At 53.0% G+C, this 17,847-nt stretch carries 13 protein-coding genes; 8 read left to right on the forward strand and 5 right to left on the reverse strand.

What is annotated here, in order from left to right:
• Nucleotides 1–103: 103 nt before the first annotated feature.
• The 3 genes from HCG48_RS23410 to HCG48_RS23420 all read right to left on the reverse strand — a co-directional run bounded on the left by HCG48_RS23410 (nt 104) and on the right by HCG48_RS23420 (nt 7,649).
• Nucleotides 104–556, reverse strand: a complete 453-nt coding sequence (locus tag HCG48_RS23410; RefSeq protein ID WP_168571329.1) for a hypothetical protein — start codon at nt 554–556, stop codon at nt 104–106.
• Nucleotides 553–5,802: a tetratricopeptide repeat protein gene (locus HCG48_RS23415; protein WP_168571330.1), complete on the reverse strand. Its 5,250-nt coding sequence runs from the start codon at nt 5,800–5,802 to the stop codon at nt 553–555. Before HCG48_RS23415 ends, HCG48_RS23410 begins: the two co-directional genes overlap by 4 nt.
• Nucleotides 5,803–6,089: 287 nt before the next feature.
• A complete protein-coding gene (locus tag HCG48_RS23420; protein WP_168571331.1) occupies nt 6,090–7,649 on the reverse strand; it encodes a GH3 auxin-responsive promoter family protein in 1,560 nt (519 codons plus the stop codon).
• A gap of 74 nt (nt 7,650–7,723) precedes the next feature.
• On the opposite strand from HCG48_RS23420, the gene HCG48_RS23425 reads away from it, so the two are divergent.
• Nucleotides 7,724–8,203 (forward strand): helix-turn-helix domain-containing protein, encoded by a 480-nt coding sequence (locus tag HCG48_RS23425; RefSeq protein WP_168571332.1) that lies wholly within the window; start codon nt 7,724–7,726, stop codon nt 8,201–8,203.
• 95 nt (nt 8,204–8,298) lie between these two features.
• Here the strand turns inward: HCG48_RS23425 and HCG48_RS23430 are convergent, their stop codons facing one another.
• Nucleotides 8,299–9,051: a hypothetical protein gene (locus tag HCG48_RS23430; protein WP_168571333.1), complete on the reverse strand. Its 753-nt coding sequence runs from the start codon at nt 9,049–9,051 to the stop codon at nt 8,299–8,301.
• Between the two features lie 255 nt (nt 9,052–9,306).
• Entirely contained in the window at nt 9,307–9,471 is a 165-nt protein-coding gene (locus HCG48_RS23435; RefSeq protein ID WP_168571334.1) for a YlcI/YnfO family protein, read from the reverse strand.
• 564 nt (nt 9,472–10,035) lie between these two features.
• On the opposite strand from HCG48_RS23435, the gene HCG48_RS23440 reads away from it, so the two are divergent.
• The 7 genes from HCG48_RS23440 to HCG48_RS23470 all read left to right on the forward strand — a co-directional run bounded on the left by HCG48_RS23440 (nt 10,036) and on the right by HCG48_RS23470 (nt 17,635).
• Nucleotides 10,036–10,491, forward strand: a complete 456-nt coding sequence (locus HCG48_RS23440) for a helix-turn-helix domain-containing protein (protein WP_168571335.1) — start codon at nt 10,036–10,038, stop codon at nt 10,489–10,491.
• A gap of 106 nt (nt 10,492–10,597) precedes the next feature.
• A complete protein-coding gene (locus tag HCG48_RS23445; protein ID WP_168571336.1) occupies nt 10,598–11,485 on the forward strand; it encodes an alpha/beta hydrolase in 888 nt (295 codons plus the stop codon).
• Nucleotides 11,486–11,624: 139 nt separating this feature from the next.
• Nucleotides 11,625–12,800 carry an 8-amino-7-oxononanoate synthase gene (gene bioF / locus HCG48_RS23450; protein WP_168572041.1) on the forward strand — a complete coding sequence of 392 codons (1,176 nt, stop codon included), beginning with the start codon at nt 11,625–11,627 and terminating at the stop codon, nt 12,798–12,800.
• Nucleotides 12,801–12,910: 110 nt separating this feature from the next.
• Nucleotides 12,911–14,017, forward strand: a complete 1,107-nt coding sequence (locus HCG48_RS23455; protein ID WP_168571337.1) for a tetratricopeptide repeat protein — start codon at nt 12,911–12,913, stop codon at nt 14,015–14,017.
• A 262-nt stretch (nt 14,018–14,279) separates the two neighbouring features.
• A complete protein-coding gene (locus HCG48_RS23460; RefSeq protein ID WP_210437119.1) occupies nt 14,280–15,362 on the forward strand; it encodes a DNA cytosine methyltransferase in 1,083 nt (360 codons plus the stop codon).
• A gap of 200 nt (nt 15,363–15,562) precedes the next feature.
• Nucleotides 15,563–16,960: an S-layer homology domain-containing protein gene (locus tag HCG48_RS23465; RefSeq protein WP_246259725.1), complete on the forward strand. Its 1,398-nt coding sequence runs from the start codon at nt 15,563–15,565 to the stop codon at nt 16,958–16,960.
• Nucleotides 16,961–17,008: 48 nt separating this feature from the next.
• A complete protein-coding gene (locus tag HCG48_RS23470; RefSeq protein ID WP_246259727.1) occupies nt 17,009–17,635 on the forward strand; it encodes a YdcF family protein in 627 nt (208 codons plus the stop codon).
• Nucleotides 17,636–17,847: the final 212 nt, after the last annotated feature.

Here is a 17,847-nt window from a genome sequence, read left to right on the forward strand (position 1 = left end):
AAATGTCGGCATAGGGCATCCTTCTAAGTAGGGGTTGGGTTGCCAAACCCCTCCTCTAGGGTTTGGATTGACTTGCTATTTATCCCGACGTTGAGGCGATCGCTCACCCCAATTTAAACTCGAATTTTAGAATAAATTTCGCTTGTTCCACCGAATCCGAACTTTTACAAACATTTGCGATCGCGGGTTGGGCTTGACTTTTCCCTATTTTTTGTTTAATCTGTTCCGTAATTGTCGGTAAATCCGTCAAGTCGTCGATCGCGCTAGCGGCGTTGTCTACGTCGGTAGTTTTGCTATTTTCTAACTCAAAACTGGCATCTGGTAAAACATCGCGTCCCATGCGGGTGTGATTGCTACTGTCGAGCAATTGAGCATGAACTAAACTGTAGACCTTTTGCAACGGGGGGTAGCTGTCTACCAGGCGATCGATCGCGTCGCTGTCCGGACGATCGCCGAGTTGGTTAATTTGGGCTTGGATAGAGTCCGGTAAAGGATTTTGCTGTCGGGCGAGGGCCACCAGAAACGCTTGAAAAATCTGGAGATCGGAGTCTTTCATCGTCCACACAAGATAAACGCCGACCAATAATAAGGATCGGCAAAGGGCGTCTCTTCCATTGTAGCGATTGAACTCGACCAACTTTTGAAATTACGCAGCAGGGAACGGGGAAAACTCGGATCGTTCTCGAATCGTTCAATTTGTTGCCGATACCAATCCCCTAACCGATCTCGGGTGACGGTTTTGAGCCATTGTTGGGCGTTAGCAAAGGCGACGGGTTCCGGATGTCCTCGTTCTAATTCCTGATAAAAATAGAGGGAAAACAAGGTACTTCCGAGGGACTCGACAGACCATAACGTACTCACGATGTAAGCGACCCGCGATCGCGCAAAGGCGCCGGTCAACCCGACATATTCGCTGGTGATGGTCTCGTCGCCACTGACCGCCGTCTCGCAGGCGGACAGGTAAACGAGGCGGTAGGCGCTCAGATCGAGTGAGAGAATGTCCTCGACTGAAAGCCGATCTTCCCCCTGCAAGCATAAAGCAGAGGCGATCGGATGGCTAAATTCATAATAGCCGTGTCCGCTAAAGTGAAAAGCGCTGTGAGGCTGTTGCAATGCGGCTTTGAGTGCGGCGGCGGTGGCGTCAGTTCCGGCGAGGCGGGTGTTGCGCCCAAACAGGCGGGCGACGATCTCGGATTCGACCTCGGCGGCGGGGAGGGGGGCGAGGGTTTTGTGAGAACCATCCGCCGTTTTGGTCAGACTCGGCGGATTTTCGACGCTGAGGAGGGCGTCAAACCGGGAGGCGTCCGACGGCGTGGGTGCCTCGGGACGGACAAAGGCGGCACTCGGCAGGTAAGTGAGGGTGCAGGTACGGGGAAAGCGATCGCTGTTGACAAATAAGCCATGGAGGGGAAGGCGATGCAAGTCTTTATGCGGAATCAGAATCAGATGCTGGTACTCCCGGCAATCCTCCAATTCGTCTAAAATAGCGTCAATCTGCACGATCGCGGCGAGGCGATCGAGTTGTGCTTTTAAGCCCTTTCGCCAAGAGTCACTTTGGGTGGTGGTTTTGTCCTTTTTGTCCTTGGGATTGCGGTGATAAGTCCGATTCCACTCTTGCATCCAGTCTTCTAACTCCCGCAAATTGCCCGTATATTCGCTTCGATCCTGAAAGCGGTTGTGGTTTAACACCGTCGGTTCGGGCCGATCCGGTTTGAGAATGAAGGTGGTGAGGGCGTAGGGACTCCAATGCCAGTACACGGCGGCAGTGTATCCCCCCCCCGCCCCCCTTGGAAAGGGGGGTGCTGGAGGATTCTCTCCAAGGGGTGAGTTCAAATTCACCCCTTCTAAGCCCCCCTTATTAAGGGGGGTTGGGGGGATTTCTCCCGCCCCCCTTGGAAAGGAGGGGGCAACTTGGTCACTCACTTCTGCGGTTCCGAGTGGGGTGGATCCCCCCCCCGCCCCCCTTGGAAAGGGGGGTGCTGGAGGATTCTCTCCAGGGGGTGAGTTCAAATTCACCCCTTCTAAGCCCCCCTTATTAAGGGGGGTTGGGGGGATTTCTCCCGCCCCCCTTGGAAAGGGGGGTGCTGGAGGATTCTCTCCAAGGGGTGAGTTCAAATTCACCCCTTCTAAGCCCCCCTTATTAAGGGGGGTTGGGGGGATTTCTCCCGCCCCCCTTGGAAAGGGGGGAGCAACTTGGTCACTCACTTCTGCGGTTCCGAGTGGGGTGGATCCCCCCCCCGCCCCCCTTGGAAAGGGGGGTGCTGGAGGATTCTCTCCAAGGGGTGAGTTCAAATTCACCCCTTCTAAGCCCCCCTTATTAAGGGGGGTTGGGGGGATTTCTCCCGCCCCCCTTGGAAAGGAGGGAGCAACTTGGTCACTCACTTCTGCGGTTCCGAGTGGGGTGGATCCCCCCCCCGCCCCCCTTGGAAAGGGGGGTGCTGGAGGATTCTCTCCAAGGGGTGAGTTCAAATTCACTCCCTCTAAGCCCCCCTTATTAAGGGGGGTTGGGGGGATTTCTCCCGCCCCCCTTGGAAAGGGGGGTGCTGGAGGATTCTCTCCAAGGGGTGAGTTCAAATTCACCCCTTCTAAGCCCCCCTTATTAAGGGGGGTTGGGGGGATTTCTCCCGCCCCCCTTGGAAAGGAGGGAGCAACTTGGTCACTCACTTCTGCGGTTCCGAGTGGGGTGGATCCCCCCCCCGCCCCCCTTGGAAAGGGGGGTGCTGGAGGATTCTCTCCAAGGGGTGAGTTCAAATTCCCCCTCTCTAAGCCCCCCTTATTAAGGGGGGTTGGGGGGATTTCTCCCGCCCCCCTTGGAAAGGAGGGAGCAACTTGGTCACTCACTTCTGCGGTTCCGAGTGGGGTGGATCCCCCCCCCGCCCCCCTTGGAAAGGGGGGTGCTGGAGGATTCTCTCCAGGGGGTGAGTTCAAATTCACCCCTTCTAAGCCCCCCTTATTAAGGGGGGTTGGGGGGATTTCTCCCGCCCCCCTTGGAAAGGAGGGAGCAACTTGGTCACTCACTTCTGCGGTTCCGAGTGGGGTGTATCCCCCCCCCGCCCCCCTTGGAAAGGGGGGTGCTGGAGGATTTTCTCCAGGGGGTGAGTTCAAATTCACTCCCTCTAAGCCCCCCTTATTAAGGGGGGTTGGGGGGATTTCTCCCGCCCCCCTTGGAAAGGAGGGAGCAACTTGGTCACTCACTTCTGCGGTTCCGAGTGGGGTGTATCCCCCCCCCGCCCCCCTTGGAAAGGGGGGTGCTGGAGGATTTTCTCCAAGGGGTGAGTTCAAATTCACTCCCTCTAAGCCCCCCTTATTAAGGGGGGTTGGGGGGATTTCTCCCCCCAGCAACTGCCGCATTTGCGACCAGTCCAGTTCGGTCACCGCGTCGGCCCTACCGTAGAATAACCAAGACAAACAGGCATTTTTCCCCGCCTCCGCGACGGCGAAGGCGCGCCCGACCTCACCCCGTCGCACGCACAGATCCACCGTTAACTGCTTAAAATCGGCAAACTGGAGGGCGAGTTGGCGTTGCTTCCCGGGACTGGGGCAACAGTCCACCAAACGGCGCACCAGATCGGTTCCCCGCCGTTGCAACTCCTGGGCCTGTTCGATTTCGTCGAAGCTCAGCAATAGGCGAATCAAGGGGCGTAAAACTTCTAAATGTCTTTCGGGATAGGCGGTTTCCGTAAGGGTTTCGAGGGCGAGATTGTAATGTTCGAATGCAGTTCTTCTATCCGGATCGCGGTTGGTGGCTTTTCGGCGCGATCGAAGGTCATAGAGATTGCCGATCGCAAAATGTAAAGTACCCCACCCTTCCGGATGGGTGTCTTTCTGGCAATACTTCAACCCTTCTCGGTAAGTGAGCAATGCCCCTTCAAACCCTCTCTGGTTCAAATCTGGGTTGAGGAGAGCGAGGTCAGAGGGCAAATAGGGAGAATTTCGTCTGTCTACCTGGTTTGCAGCCTGACCCCGCATAGCCCAAGCTTCCCACTTATCGCGTTTGAGGATTAAGGCTGCATCATATGAGGCGATCGCCTCCTCATATTGTCCTAAGTTATCCTGCGCTGCCCCTCGGTTGTTATAAGCCTCGGGGTAATCCGGTCGGAGGCGGATGGCTTCGTTGTATGAGGCGATCGCCTCCTCATATTGTCCTAAGTTATCCTGCGCTGCCCCTCGGTTGTTATAAGCCTCGGGGTAATCCGGTCGGAGGCGGATGGCTTCGTTGTATGAGGCGATCGCCTCCTCATATTGTCCTAAGTTACCCTGCGCATTCCCTCGGTTGAAATAAGCCTCGGGGTAATCCCGTCGGAGGCGGATGGCTTCGTTGTATGAGGCGATCGCCTCCTCATATTGTCCTAAGTTACGCTGCGCTGCCCCTCGGTTGTTATAAGCCTCGGGGAAATCCGGTCGGAGGCGGATGGCTTCGTTGTATGAGGCGATCGCCTCCTCATATTGTCCTAAGTTATCCTGCGCTGCCCCTCGGTTGTTATAAGCCTCGGGGTAATCCGGTCGGAGGCGGATGGCTTCGTTGTATGAGGCGATCGCCTCCTCATATTGTCCTAAGTTACGCTGCGCTGCCCCTCGGTTGTTATAAGCCTCGGGGAAATCCGGTCGGAGGCGGATGGCTTCGTTGTATGAGGCGATCGCCTCCTCATATTGTCCTAAGTTACGCTGCGCTATCCCTCGGTTGTTATAAGCCTCGGGGTAATCCGGTCGGAGGCGGATGGCTTCGTTGTATGAGGCGATCGCCTCCTCATATTGTCCTAAGTTACGCTGCGCTATCCCTCGGTTGTTATAAGCCTCGGGGTAATCCGGTCGGAGGCGGATGGCTTCGTTGTATGAGGCGATCGCCTCCTCATATTGTCCTAAGTTACGCTGCGCTGCCCCTCGGTCGTTATAAGCCTCGGGGAAATCCGGTCGGAGGCGGATGGCTTCGTTGTATGAGGCGATCGCCTCCTCATATTGTCCTAAGTTATCCTGCGCTGCCCCTCGCAGGGCATAAGCCTCGGGGTAATCCGGTCGGAGGCGGATGGCTTCGTTGCATGAGGCGATCGCCTCCTCATATTGTCCTAAGTTATCCTGCGCTGCCCCTCGCAGGGCATAAGCCTCGGGGTAATCCGGTCGGAGGCGGATGGCTTCGTTGAATGAGGCGATCGCCTCCTCATATTGTCCTAAGATATGCTGCATACCCCCTCGGTTGTAATAAGCCTCGGGGTAATCCGGTCGGAGGCGGATGGCTTCGTTGCATGAGGCGATCGCCTCCTCATATTGTCCTAAGTTAAACTGCTCCTTCCCTCGCTCAAACCACACCTGAGCCTCATCTTTCTCCTTCTCCCCCGCTTCTGAAACCTTCTCCTCCGGTTCTGCAACCTTCTCCCCCGGTTCTGCAACCTTCTCCCCCGGTTCTGCAACCTTCTCCCCCGGTTCTGAAACCTGGGCTAACACTTCCCTACCAATTTTCGCGGCAAGTGCGCCCCATTCCTCCCCATAAAGTTCGCCAAACTGCACCATCCGCCGTGCTAGTTCTTGATGCTGGGTGGGATTGTCCGACAAGCGATTGGCGAAACCTTCCAACCAAGTCGTCCACTGCGAGGGTGCAATTCCTTTGGCGATGAGGAACCCCTTCATCTGTCCGCGACTGGCCCCCTGTTCCATCCAATCGAGCAAATGTAGAAATGTAGACTCCAATTCCGTCGCCGAGAAAGACGGACGCGGTGGTGAGGGCGGCGGAGTCGGGGTCGGTTTGTGCCACCATTGCCGCAGTCGGCGATAGAGTCCGGTCAGCCAGCGCCACAGTCGATGCAACATAGAGCTTTTCCTCTGCTATGCAGGACATTGAGACCCCCCTAAATCCCCCTTGGGACTTTCCTCGTTCTCCCCGCCATCCTCCCAACCATCCCCCCAACCCCCCTTTGAAAGGGGGGCGAAGGGGGAATAGGGGGCGGAGGGGGGATCGGCACCGTACCTCATCAGACGCCCAAGTGCTGTATTTATTTTATAAACCGTCTGTGAATAGCGCCAATAGATAAGGAGGCCGATGGATGCCGATTTTTACCGAAATCATACTATGGGAAGGATACGGCAGTGCCGTGTCCTTACAGGCGATCGCCCCAATCGGTTTCGGGACGCAGAACGGGGGGTTTAATATCGCCGAGTCGTTGACCGCGTTCTAAAGCATATTCGATATACTTCTCCATCGGGCGGGAGACGCAACGGGCGACAGGGGGCGCGAGTTGACCCAGTTGGCGGGCGTAACGATATTGGGGATTGGTTTGTAAGGCCCGGTCTAAGTCCCGGGCGAGGTCTGCGGCCCGATCGCCCGCCGCCTCGTCCAGAAACAGAATATAATGAGGGCGATCGCGCAAGCACGGGGTCAGCATGGCGAAACCGCCAGGATGCAGGGGCTGCAGTTGCGCCCAGACGAAGGCTTCGGTCAATTTTTCCCCACACAAGTCGCTGACCAGTCCCGCCCGTCCGATAAATTCCAGTTGGGGCGTTTGTCCGTACCATCCCGTCACTCGCACTCGATCGCCCAAGTCGTAGCGATACAAACCGCCATCGGTGGTGACGACGACTCGATAGACCCCGCCACTTTCGACCTCGTGGACGAGGCGCGATCGCCCGTCCTCGCCGATAAATTCGTAAAAGCCGCTCTCTACGGCCAATACGGGCGACGGACACCCGGCGATCGGGATCGTCACTGCTGCCTCGGTTGCCAGCAACCCTTTTCCCTGGATCCACACGTGAGGAAAAGCCCCTTGCAAGGAACGCACAAAAGCGGCGGCACTGGCATCGGTCCAACAGCTAATCGTATCCAACTGCGGCCACAACTGGCGGGTATCGATCGCCCCGGAGGCGAGCGATCGTGACACTAAGTGAGCGCGCTCCGGGTTCGGCGGCAGGGGCGGTAACCCGGGAACGGTGGTTCCCCGCGCCAAATCGCGCACCAGGCGATCGCCGTTTCCCTCGATTTCGGCGAGCAATTCCAGCAAAAACGTGGGACTCCACACGGAAATTAAGGCCAATTGGGGCGACGCCAGCAAGTATAAAGCCGTGAGATAGCGCCAGCGATCGATCGCGGCGATCGCGGCAATTTGCGGCGGAACGGCGAGCAACTGCACGATGTGAGGGGCGAGGCGATCGCCAAAATAGAGGGCGTCATTGCCCGTCGGAAGGGTCACCGGGCCGACAGTCGGGGATTGGGGGCGGGCGATCGGCGAAATCGCCCAATAGGTCGGACCGCAGGCGATTCCCGGGCGATGTGCGAGCAAATTGGCCAACCAGGGAAACAGCGCCCTCTGAAACGCCGCCAAACTCCCTCGGGTGTAGGGAATCAGCTTACTCCCGGAGGTACTGCCCCCGGTCACTTCAACGGCGATCGCCTCATCGGCGCACAAAACCCCGGTTTCCCCCGCCGCCATCCGAGCGATCGCCTCGGCGAGGTCCTCGTAGGTGTGAATCGGGACGCGATCGCGATAGTCCCGGTCGTCGGCGATCGTCCCAAAGCCGTACCGCCGCCCGATTTCAGTGGTTTGGTTGCGGGTGAGAAGGTCGTGGAGGCGCGATCGTTGCACGGCGATCGCGCGATCGGTTGCGTTCGAGAAATCGACCCAAAACGGATCGCAAGCGTCTCGAATAAATTGCCAGTTTTTCACCTCGTTAAAATTGATACAACTTCACTTAATCTTTGCAACTATAACAGAGTTTTGTTCTCTCAAAATTCAATCTTATGGCAGGAGTTCTTAAACTTAAGATTCACGAAAGTGGGGAAGAACTTAAAAATTTACTCGCCAAACAAAGCACGGCGCGCGGTCGAGAACGGATCCAAGCTTTGTATTTACTGAAAATTGGACAAGTTAAAACCCTCAAAGAATTGGCCATTTTGTTAGGTCGAGATACAGCCACCCTTTATCGCTGGTTTCAAAAATATAAAGCTAAGGGTTTAGACGGGATGTTAGAAGTTAAAAAAGGTCAAGGTCGCAAACCTGCAATTCCCTCAGAAGTGATGGATTCTTTGCGCGATCGCCTCCAAGAACCGAATGGCTTTCAAAGTTACGGCGAAGTCAAAACATGGCTGAAAGAAAAATTCGATATCGATGCGTCTTATAAGGTCGTTCACGAAGCCGTTCGCTACAAATTAAAAGTCAAGCTCAAAACTTCTCGTAAAAGGCGCCGCAAGCGCGATCGAGACGTCCAAAAGCGGGAATAAAGCCCCTCAAAAACGATCGCGTTTTCCAGACGCCCTCCCTCGTCTGAAAAATTGATTCGAGCTAAAAATAGGAGCAATAGCGGGCGATCGCCCGTTTAAAAAACCGACGTTTTTAAGTACGGATCTGCCGATTTCATTCCTTCAAGAAATCCGCGTTTCGCGTGCGATCGCATATTCTCTTCGGTCAGTTCCATCAAACACACTAACTCGTCGCCGCGATCGTAATTGGGATTGCGTTCTAAAAAGTAACGAACGTCCGGTTTTTGTCGATATCCCGGCTTAATCTCCGCCCAAATTCCGCTTAAATGTCCCCGAGATGCCGGAAATTGAACTAACCCGGTTTCCCGGCGATAGTTGTCGCCAAATTTTAAGATTGCTAAATAATCCATTAAGTCGCGCATCGCATCGGGGGTGGGAGATCTCCAGGTGGGATAAAAAGATTTCGCAAATACGGGTAAATAGCGATAGGTTCGATATCCTTTGACGATTAAAAACCAATAAAGCGGTAACTGAGGCAATTCAGCTTTAATTTGACCCGCCAAGCGACACCACGCCAGGGGTAAGATTTGCTCTCCCCAGTAGGGGCGATCGATAATTGTATCACCGGAAAACAAAGCGCGTCTCGGTTGGTTTTCCCACTCGAAATCAATAATTTCTAGGGTGGTAAATCCTCGCAAGACTTGGGAACGATCTAATAAAAGAATGGCGCAGTGTTTGCGTGCTAAATCTTCCCTAAACAGAGACCAATTGGTGCCGCCGTAGTAGTTTTGATAAAGGTCGTACATTTGCCGACATTGTGCTTCGCAAAAGTCGGATTTGAAAATGACGCGATCGGTAAGTTTATTCATATTCAATGAGAACGAGTTGCGGCATTCTCTAGTTCAAAAAAATGGCAAATTTCAAAAAAAATGGCAGATACATGAAAAAGGGATAGACTTGACGATCGCCCTCCCCCTCTAAAAGGGTAAAATAAAGCTCGCGAGATTCAATTTAAAAGTTGTCAAAATTTGTCAAAATTAACGATTGAACTCGTGATTTTAGGTTCCGTTCTCTCGCCCCGTTTTTACGAAGTCGATCCGAGTTCCGATTCCCGGAATCGGCGCCTAACTTTCCGAGGGGGAAGGAACCCGAATTTTGCGGATCAGTTCGCGAATGACATCGGTTTTCGTCCGTTTGTTGAGATCGCAGTAGGTTTCCAAGCGTTCGAGTTCGACTGCAGGGAGGCGAATGGTTAAAACTTTATCCGATAATCTTTTTTTATTAGACATGATACTTCCAAAAGTAGTACAACTCTATTATGACGAGGGCTTCCACGAGCCGCAATAGCCCGACGCCTCGATGCGCCATCCCACGGCGGCGATCGCTCTCGACCCCATCGAACCCTGGGTGAGTTCAAAAGAGCGCATTTGTAGGCTTCCCGCTTTTATTTCAAAATGTAAAATTAATGTCAATTAACTTTTATTTTTGTAAAGTTTTTCAACTCGATTGACGAGCCCTGGGCGGGTCAAAAGACAATCGACCCCAGCCTTGAATTGTGGGGAGCTAACGGGAATGGGATCCACAAAAGCTAGCTCGTTTGTACCCCGGGAACGATCGCGACACGGCGATCGCACTCCCCGATTGCTACCCGGCATCCGTTCGAGGCGATCGCCGCTTCAACGCTTGACGAGACAAGGATTTCGCAAGGATCGACCCCGCTAAACTCCGAGCGGCGATCGACCCCTTACCACGGCGGCGATCGCAGGGAGGCGATCGAAAAAAACGCCGACAAATTTTGTGTTATAGTTGCATCAGTTAATTTTTCCTTTATGACCATCGCATAATTCAATCAAATGGCAAAGACCTTAAATTTAGATATCCAAGAAAGTGCCGAAGAACTTAAAGCCCTGCTCAAACAACAAACCAACGCCCAACGTAAAGAAAGAGTCCATGCTTTATATTTACTCAAATCCAATCAAGTCACCACATTAGAAGAACTCTCGAAACTGCTGGTCAGAGATACCTCAACCATTTATCGCTGGTTTCAAAAATACAAACAAGAAGGGTTAGACGGATTGCTCAAGCTCTACGAACCCGCAGGCAGACCGATTACAATTCCCCAAGAAGCTTTAGATAAATTGCGCCTCAAGCTGCAAGAACCGGAAGCATTCAAAAATTATGGGGAGATTCAAATCTGGCTCAAAGAAGAATGCGGCGTCGAGGTCGATTATCACGTCGTCTATCGCGCCGTCCGCTATAAATTTAAAGCCAAATTAAAAAGTTCTAAATCCAGCCGAAAAAAAAAATGATCGCCGGGTTAGTTTAATAAAATAAACCGTCAGTCATCATCTTTGAGATTGGATTGACAACCTATCGCCATTCCCATCTAGCGAATAGAGGAAGTTTACGATCGAAATGTCTCAATTTATCAAAGGGGGGCAAGTCGCCTGGTTTCACGACGAAGGACATCCCGCCGGAATCTTTCATACTTACGACCAGTTTAGCGGCATCGACGGGAGCGATCGCCCGCGCAAAATCCATATTTTCTTACCCCGAAACTACGAAACCAGCGAAGATCGCTATCCGGTGGTTTACATGAACGACGGTCATACCGCCTTTTTCCGGGCCGGATTGGCGCGTCAGTCCTGGCAAGTCGCCGAACGGTTGGGGGAATTGTACGATCGCGGTGCGATTCCGAAACTGCTCGTCGTCGCCGTGCATCCACTCGACCGCGATCGTGAGTATACACCCGATATTACTCCCAGTCTCGAACCCTCCGGGTTGGAAACCTACGCACCCTATTTAGTCAATTCCGTCAAAGGATTTGTCGATCGCCACTACCGCACCCGACCGGAAAACTCACAAACGACCGTGGTAGGGGCGGGACGGGCCGGACTAGCCGCCTTTTACATCGCCTGTCGCTACGGCGATCGCATCGGCAATGGGGCGGCGATGTCCCCCTCATTTTTCGTCGGTTTGGAGCGCGACGAAGACCTGTTTACCTCCCTGTCGCGATCGCCCCTGCTCAAACTGACCGGATCGGCGTTGGCCGATCGCGCCCGTCGTCCCCGTCTGTGGCTGGATTGGGGCTTAGTCCGCGACGGCACGGATCACAACAGCGCCATCGAACGGCAGACGACCAAGCGCGGGCGAGAAATGGCCGAGTTGTTGCAGTATAAATACGGCTATCTCCGCGATCGTGACTTATTCGTGCGGGAAGATCCCGAGGGAGAACATTGCGAGGCGTCGTGGTCGCGACGGTTTCCCGAAATGTTAAAAGCCTTCTACGAAAAGTCTCACTAAATATTAATCTTGGGGTGTGTCTACTTCCCCATTCAAGCCAACCGGGGACGAGGGGGCCGGGAACGATCGCATTTTGTCGTATACTACAAGACCTAGCGATCGCCTATCCGCTTTTCGACTGCTATCGTCCTTGCCCATGATGCCCAACGATCCCTATATTTGGATAGACCGCGCCCTCGATGCCATTCACCGGGCGAATTGGTATCGATCGCCGCAAGCGATTAGCGCCCCCGGGGCCGTGGTGGAAATTCAAGGGCAACGGCTGCTCAATTTCGCCAGTAACGATTATTTAGGCTTGGCAGGCGATCGCCGTTTGGTAGAAGCCGCCGTCGCCGCCACCCGCACCTACGGAACCGGAACCACCGGATCGCGCCTGATTACCGGACATCGACCCCTGCATCGGGAACTGGAACGGGCGATCGCCGATCTCAAGCAGACCGAAGATGCCTTAGTGTTCAGTTCCGGCTACTTGGCCAATCTCGGCACGATCGCCGCGTTAGTCGGCAAACGAGATTTAATCCTCGGCGATCGCTACAATCACTCCAGCCTCAAAAATGGGGCGATTCTCAGTGGGGCCACGGCGATCGATTATCCTCACGCCGAGCTGCCAGCCTTGCGCGAGCTGCTCTCACAACATCGAGACCAATATCGGCGCTGTTTGCTGGTCACCGACAGTATTTTTAGTATGGATGGGGATTTGGCGCCCCTGCCCGCCTTACTCGACCTCGCCGACGAGTTTAGCTGCATGTTGCTGGTAGACGAAGCCCACGCCACCGGGGTTTTAGGGGCAACGGGAGCCGGGGCGATCGAAGCGTGCGGCGGTCGGGAACGCCCCTCGATCCAAATGGGAACGTTGAGTAAAGCCCTCGGCAGTTTGGGGGGCTACGTGGCGGGTTCGCGTCAGGCGATCGACTTTTTGCGAAACCGCGCGCCGACCTGGATTTATACAACTGGCCTCTCCCCCGCAGATACGGCGGCGGCGATCGCCGCGATCGCGATCGTGCGCGACGAACCCGAACGGCGGGCCCGACTGTGGCAGAATGTCGCATCTCTCAAACAGGGACTGGAACGGGCCGGAATCGAAGGGGTGTTACCGTCCGATTCGCCGATTATTTGCATCCAGATGCGCGACGCCGCCACCGTTCTTGAAGCCGGACGACTGCTCAAAAAAGCGGGGATTTTAGTCGCTGCGGTGCGCCCCCCGACCGTACCGACCAGCCGCCTGCGCCTCACCGTGATGGCGAGTCACACTCCCGAACAGTGCGCGGCGCTGGTTGACCGCCTCAAAGGGTTGAAAGAACGGGGATTGGGGTGAATGGGGAGTGGGCGATCGCCCCGGGGCTAAAGGTCGAGCGCCAATTTATCCGGATTGAAGTCGAGATCGCGCTTAAGATCGTGATTAAATCCTCACAGCCATTAACAACCGTGAAATTCATTCAAAGTTTAGCGATCGCCCTGAGTCTGGCGATTTCCCTCGGCGGTCCCGTTCCCCAGGTGGGCGCCACTTTACCCGTCGGCGCGATCGCCCAAACCAGCGCCGGAGATTTCTTAGAAAGCGCGATCGAAAAGCTCGACCGTCGCGCTTACCAGGAGGCGATCGCCGATTTGGACAAGGCGATCGAACTCGATCCCGATTTAGTCTCGGCTTATGCGGCGCGCGGGATTGCCAAACATCACCTGCGAGATTTTGGCGGGGCGATCGCCGATTTTAGCGAAGTGCTAGAACGCAATCCCAGCGATGCTGAAATGCTGACCCTGCGAGGGATTGACTATCTTTATCTGGGGGATTACGACCGGGCGATCGCCGACTTCGACCGGGCGATCGAGAGCGATGGCGAACAGGCAGATATCTACATGCTGCGCGCCGACGCGCGATCGCAGAAACTGGCGCTGGAACAGGCCCCGGCGCAACGCTACGATGTCGTCATCGCCGATTACGACCGCGCGATCGCCCTCGACGGCGACAATCCCCGTTACTATCAGCGACGGGGACAAACTCGGGCTCGCTTGCGACAATCGGAAGCGGCGATCGCCGATTATACCCGGGCGATCGAGCTGCAACCGACCAACGCCAACCTCTACGTGTTGCGCGGTAACGCTTACGACGATGCAGCCAACTGGCAAAACGCCCTCGAAGACTATACCCGGGCGATCGAACTCAATCCCGATTTAGGGGATGCGTATTACAATCGCGGCGTCGCTTACCGTCGCCTCAACCAGTGCGATCGGGCGATCGCCGACTATAGCAAAGCACTCCAACTCGACCCCGACGATTTCGGCGCCTACCTCAATCGAGGGGTATGCCACGCCAGCATCAACCAACTCGATCGCGCGATCGCCGATTACAACCGGGCGATCGAACGAAATCCCAACCTCGGCGAAGCCTATTATAACCGCGCCCTCGCCCAACAGCAGCTCAACCAAATCGAAGCCGCCCGCGCCGACTTTGAAAAAGCCGCCGATCTTTATCAACAACAAGGACAAGAAACAAAACTGCGCGACGTGCTCAACGCCCTTCGTAACTTGCCCTAGCCCTCGATCGCCTCTCGTCAGAACCCTTTTAAAAGTAACAGCAACTAACCGATCTATCTCCTATTCTTTCTGGTTGGCTATTCTCCTACAGCCGGGATTAAAATCAATAGGAATAGATTTGCATGTTCGTCGAATCAATTCTTCTGACTTCTGCTAAAATGAAATATGCTATGACATTGTAAACATCACATGAAACAAAAATCATCATAATTTCCACCATAATTCAAATCTTAGCATTGATAATATCTCGTCGTGGTTGACAATGAAAAGAATTACCTTTGCAGATATTTTTGCTGGAATAGGAGGGTTTAGAATTGGCCTAGAGCGCTTGGGCTTTGAATGCCTTTATTCTTGTGAAAAAAACGAAGCTTGTCGGCAAGTTTACTTTGACAATTTTGGTGACTTGCCAGAAATGGATATCTCCGATATTGATTTTTCTAAAATTCCAGATGTCAATATTATAACGGCTGGGTTTCCCTGTCAACCCTTTAGTATTTGTGGAAAAAGAAAAGGATTTTCCGATCGACGAGGCACTATTTTTTTCCATCTGTGTAATCTCTTACAAGCCAAAAAGCCGGATGTAGCAATTCTTGAAAATGTCAAACACTTGCTTCATTTAGAAAAAGGATCTGTTTTTGAAGAAATCATTACTACTCTGGAAGATTTAGATTACTTCGTTCGCTATAGTTTACTCAATGCCAAAGATTTTGGACTCCCTCAAAATAGGGAACGTGTTTTTATTGTCGCCTCCAAGCATAAGCCATTTAATTTTTCACGAATTAAACCAAAATTAAAGATTCCACAGCTTAAAGAATTCTTGTCAAAAACCGGAGACTTTCAATATATTGATGACTCTGAATATACTCTAATTAAGCATCCAAAACAACAAGATTCAGGATTGATCTTTGTTGGTTATCGTAATAAAAGTATTTGGAAAAAAGGCATTCGTCCCCATACCGAACACTTATCTCGCGTTCACCGACAACCCAACCGAATTTATTCCGTGGAAGGGGTACATCCTACTTTACCTTCACAAGAATCCTCCGGACGGTTTTTTATTTACTTACCAGAAGAGAATCGGGTACGTAAGCTAACCATTGAAGAATGTTATCGGATTATGGGGTTTCCAAAATCCTTTAAAAGAAATGCTAGTTTAAGTGAAGCCTATAAACAAATTGGAAACTCAGTGGCAACGAATGTTATTTATGAGTTAGGAAAAGAAATAATGGAACAAAAACTAACGGTTCCATGCTCAAAATTTAATAATAGAGCTCGAGGTTTTAAAAAATCAGAAAAACCGATTCAGCTTACGATACCAGGCTTGCGGTTAACTCACTGCAATTAAAAAGTGCATGATTTTCGATCGTAAAAATATACGTAAAAATATAGAGATTTGAGGATCGTGGGCATTGCCCACCCTACTTGTTTTGTTTTGTCTTAAGTTATAAGAAATTGGTGATTTTAGAACGTCGATCGCCAGTCATACCGAGGATTGACTGTTTTAGCGTTGAGGAGGCTGTTGCAGAGTTGATAACTCATCCATAATTGCAAACTTGCGCTAGCGTAGAAAATGCAATTTCATGCGATCGCGAACTGTCCGTGTTTGAAAAGAACTGCTCGATCCGACTCCTGACTTTACTGGGACTGCTACTTTCGCTCACCGCCTGCGCGAACACGCCGGGTTCCAAACAGTTAGAAGACTCCCTCGCCCCCGATCCCAAACTGAAAGACAACCCCGAATTGCTCGGAGGTTCTACGCCGTCGCCCTCTCCCGGGGCCACTCCAACTCAACTCCCGGAAGATTTTCCGAGGGAAATTCCGCAATATAACAACGCCGAATTGCAAAGTGTCAGCCGCAGCACTTCGGAACGATCGTCGCCACAAACTGAGGAAACGCCTAGGGTAACGACCCTTTGGGAAACGGGCGATCGCGGCGATCGCGTCCGGCAATTCTATCAAACCCATTTTGAAGAAAACCAGTGGGAAATTCTGCCGACACCTGCCACAGAAACCCAAGGCGATCGCTCCGTGAGTGCGCGCAAAGATAACTTGCAAGTCACAGTGGAGATCGTCAGCCAACCGAGCGACACCCCCACCGAATTTAGCCTCACTTACGAGCTTGAGAGCGCCACCAGTACCGCTAAAACACCGGAAACCTCAAAAAGCTCGACAACAACTGAAAAGGCCACAGAGACAACATTAGAGACAATTACCGAACCCTTGCGCCCTTACGTGAGCGACTTGCAACAACTCGGGATCCTGTCCCTGAAAGCGACATCCAGCGACGCCGACGCCGACGCGTGGAATCAGGCGATCGCCCGAGCCCAATATGCCGAATGGCTGATCGCTGCCAACAATCGCTTTTTCGACAACCAACCGAGCAAACAAATTCGCCTCGCCACTCCCAGTACCCAACCTGCCTTTCAAGATGTTCCCGCCACCCATCCGCAATTTGCGGCGATTCAGGGATTGGCGGATGCGGGAATTATCCCGAGTTCGCTCACCGGAGAGAATACGGCGGTTAACTTCCGTCCGGACGCCCCATTATCGCGCGAAGATGCGATCGCCTGGAAAGTCCCCCTCGATTTTCGCCAAGGATTACCTAAAGCATCGGTAGAAGCGGTGCGAGAAGCGTGGGGGTTTCAAGATGTCCCGAAAGTCGATCCGGCGATTCTCCCGGCGATTTTGGCAGACTATCAAAATGGAGAATTATCGAACATCCGGCGCGCTTTCGGTTACACCCGTATTTTCCAACCGAAAAAAGAAGTAACGCGGGCGGAAGCGGCGGCGACCTTGTGGTATTTTGGCGATCGCAACGAGGGTTTATCCGCCACAGATGTTGTCAACCGTCAGCCGACCCCTCAAGCTAATCCCCAGACGGGCGATCGCACCAATGTTCGATCCTCCGAACCGCCAACCACTCCAGAAAATCAAGAAAATTAAGCGATACTCGATCGGGTCGTTGATGAGGTCGTTGATGAGGTTCAAGGCGTGAATAAATGGCTGAATAAATGTCTGAAAATTTGGCCGTTGCACCGTCAAAAAACGTGGCTGCTGTTGGCGATCGCCCTCCTGGCGATTCTCCTCGGCTATATTCCCCTTCGTTTGGCAATCACTCAAGTTCGAGTCAGCCAACCGCAAGCCATTTTTGTATTGGGTGGACATTACCGACGCATGACATTTGCCGCCGAATTTTGGCAGTCCCATCGCGATCTCGAGATTTGGTTATCGGGAGTGACGCCGAAACCGTCTTTACAGAGAGTTTTTGCGAAAGCGAACATCCCCGATCGCGTCATCCATTACGAGCAATGTGCGACCGATACAGTGACTAATTTTACTTGCAATGTCGATCGCTTCGCTCGCGATAAGATGTGGCGAGTTTATCTGATTACTTCCGACTATCACATGCGGCGATCGCGCGCGATTGCGACCTTCATTTTCGGCAGTCGCGGCATCATTGCCACCCCGATCGTCGTTTCACACCAATCCCCAAAACCCCGAGAATCGATCTGGAAAGTCCTACGCGATTGCGTGCGATCGATCCTCTGGTTGTTCACCGGGCGATCGGGAGCGAGTTTGAATCCAGATTTATCAAGAGAAATTACCATCAAAAGTTAACCGTTAAAATTCATAACCCGAGCATTACTTTCTAAATCTAAGAGACTGTTTGTAAAACCAATCTAGTAGGGGTTAGGTTACCAAACTCCTACTTCTCTAGAGTTTGGTGACCCAACCCCTACAAGACACAATAGACTGTTGAGAGCGTTCGGATAACGCGATGGTAGCCACGTGTCGTTTGATGCTCCGGCGATTGCCGCCTCTCAAACCGG

Origin of the sequence: Oxynema aestuarii AP17 (genome assembly GCF_012295525.1) — a bacterium.
In the GTDB taxonomy this organism is placed as follows: domain Bacteria; phylum Cyanobacteriota; class Cyanobacteriia; order Cyanobacteriales; family Laspinemataceae; genus Oxynema; species Oxynema aestuarii.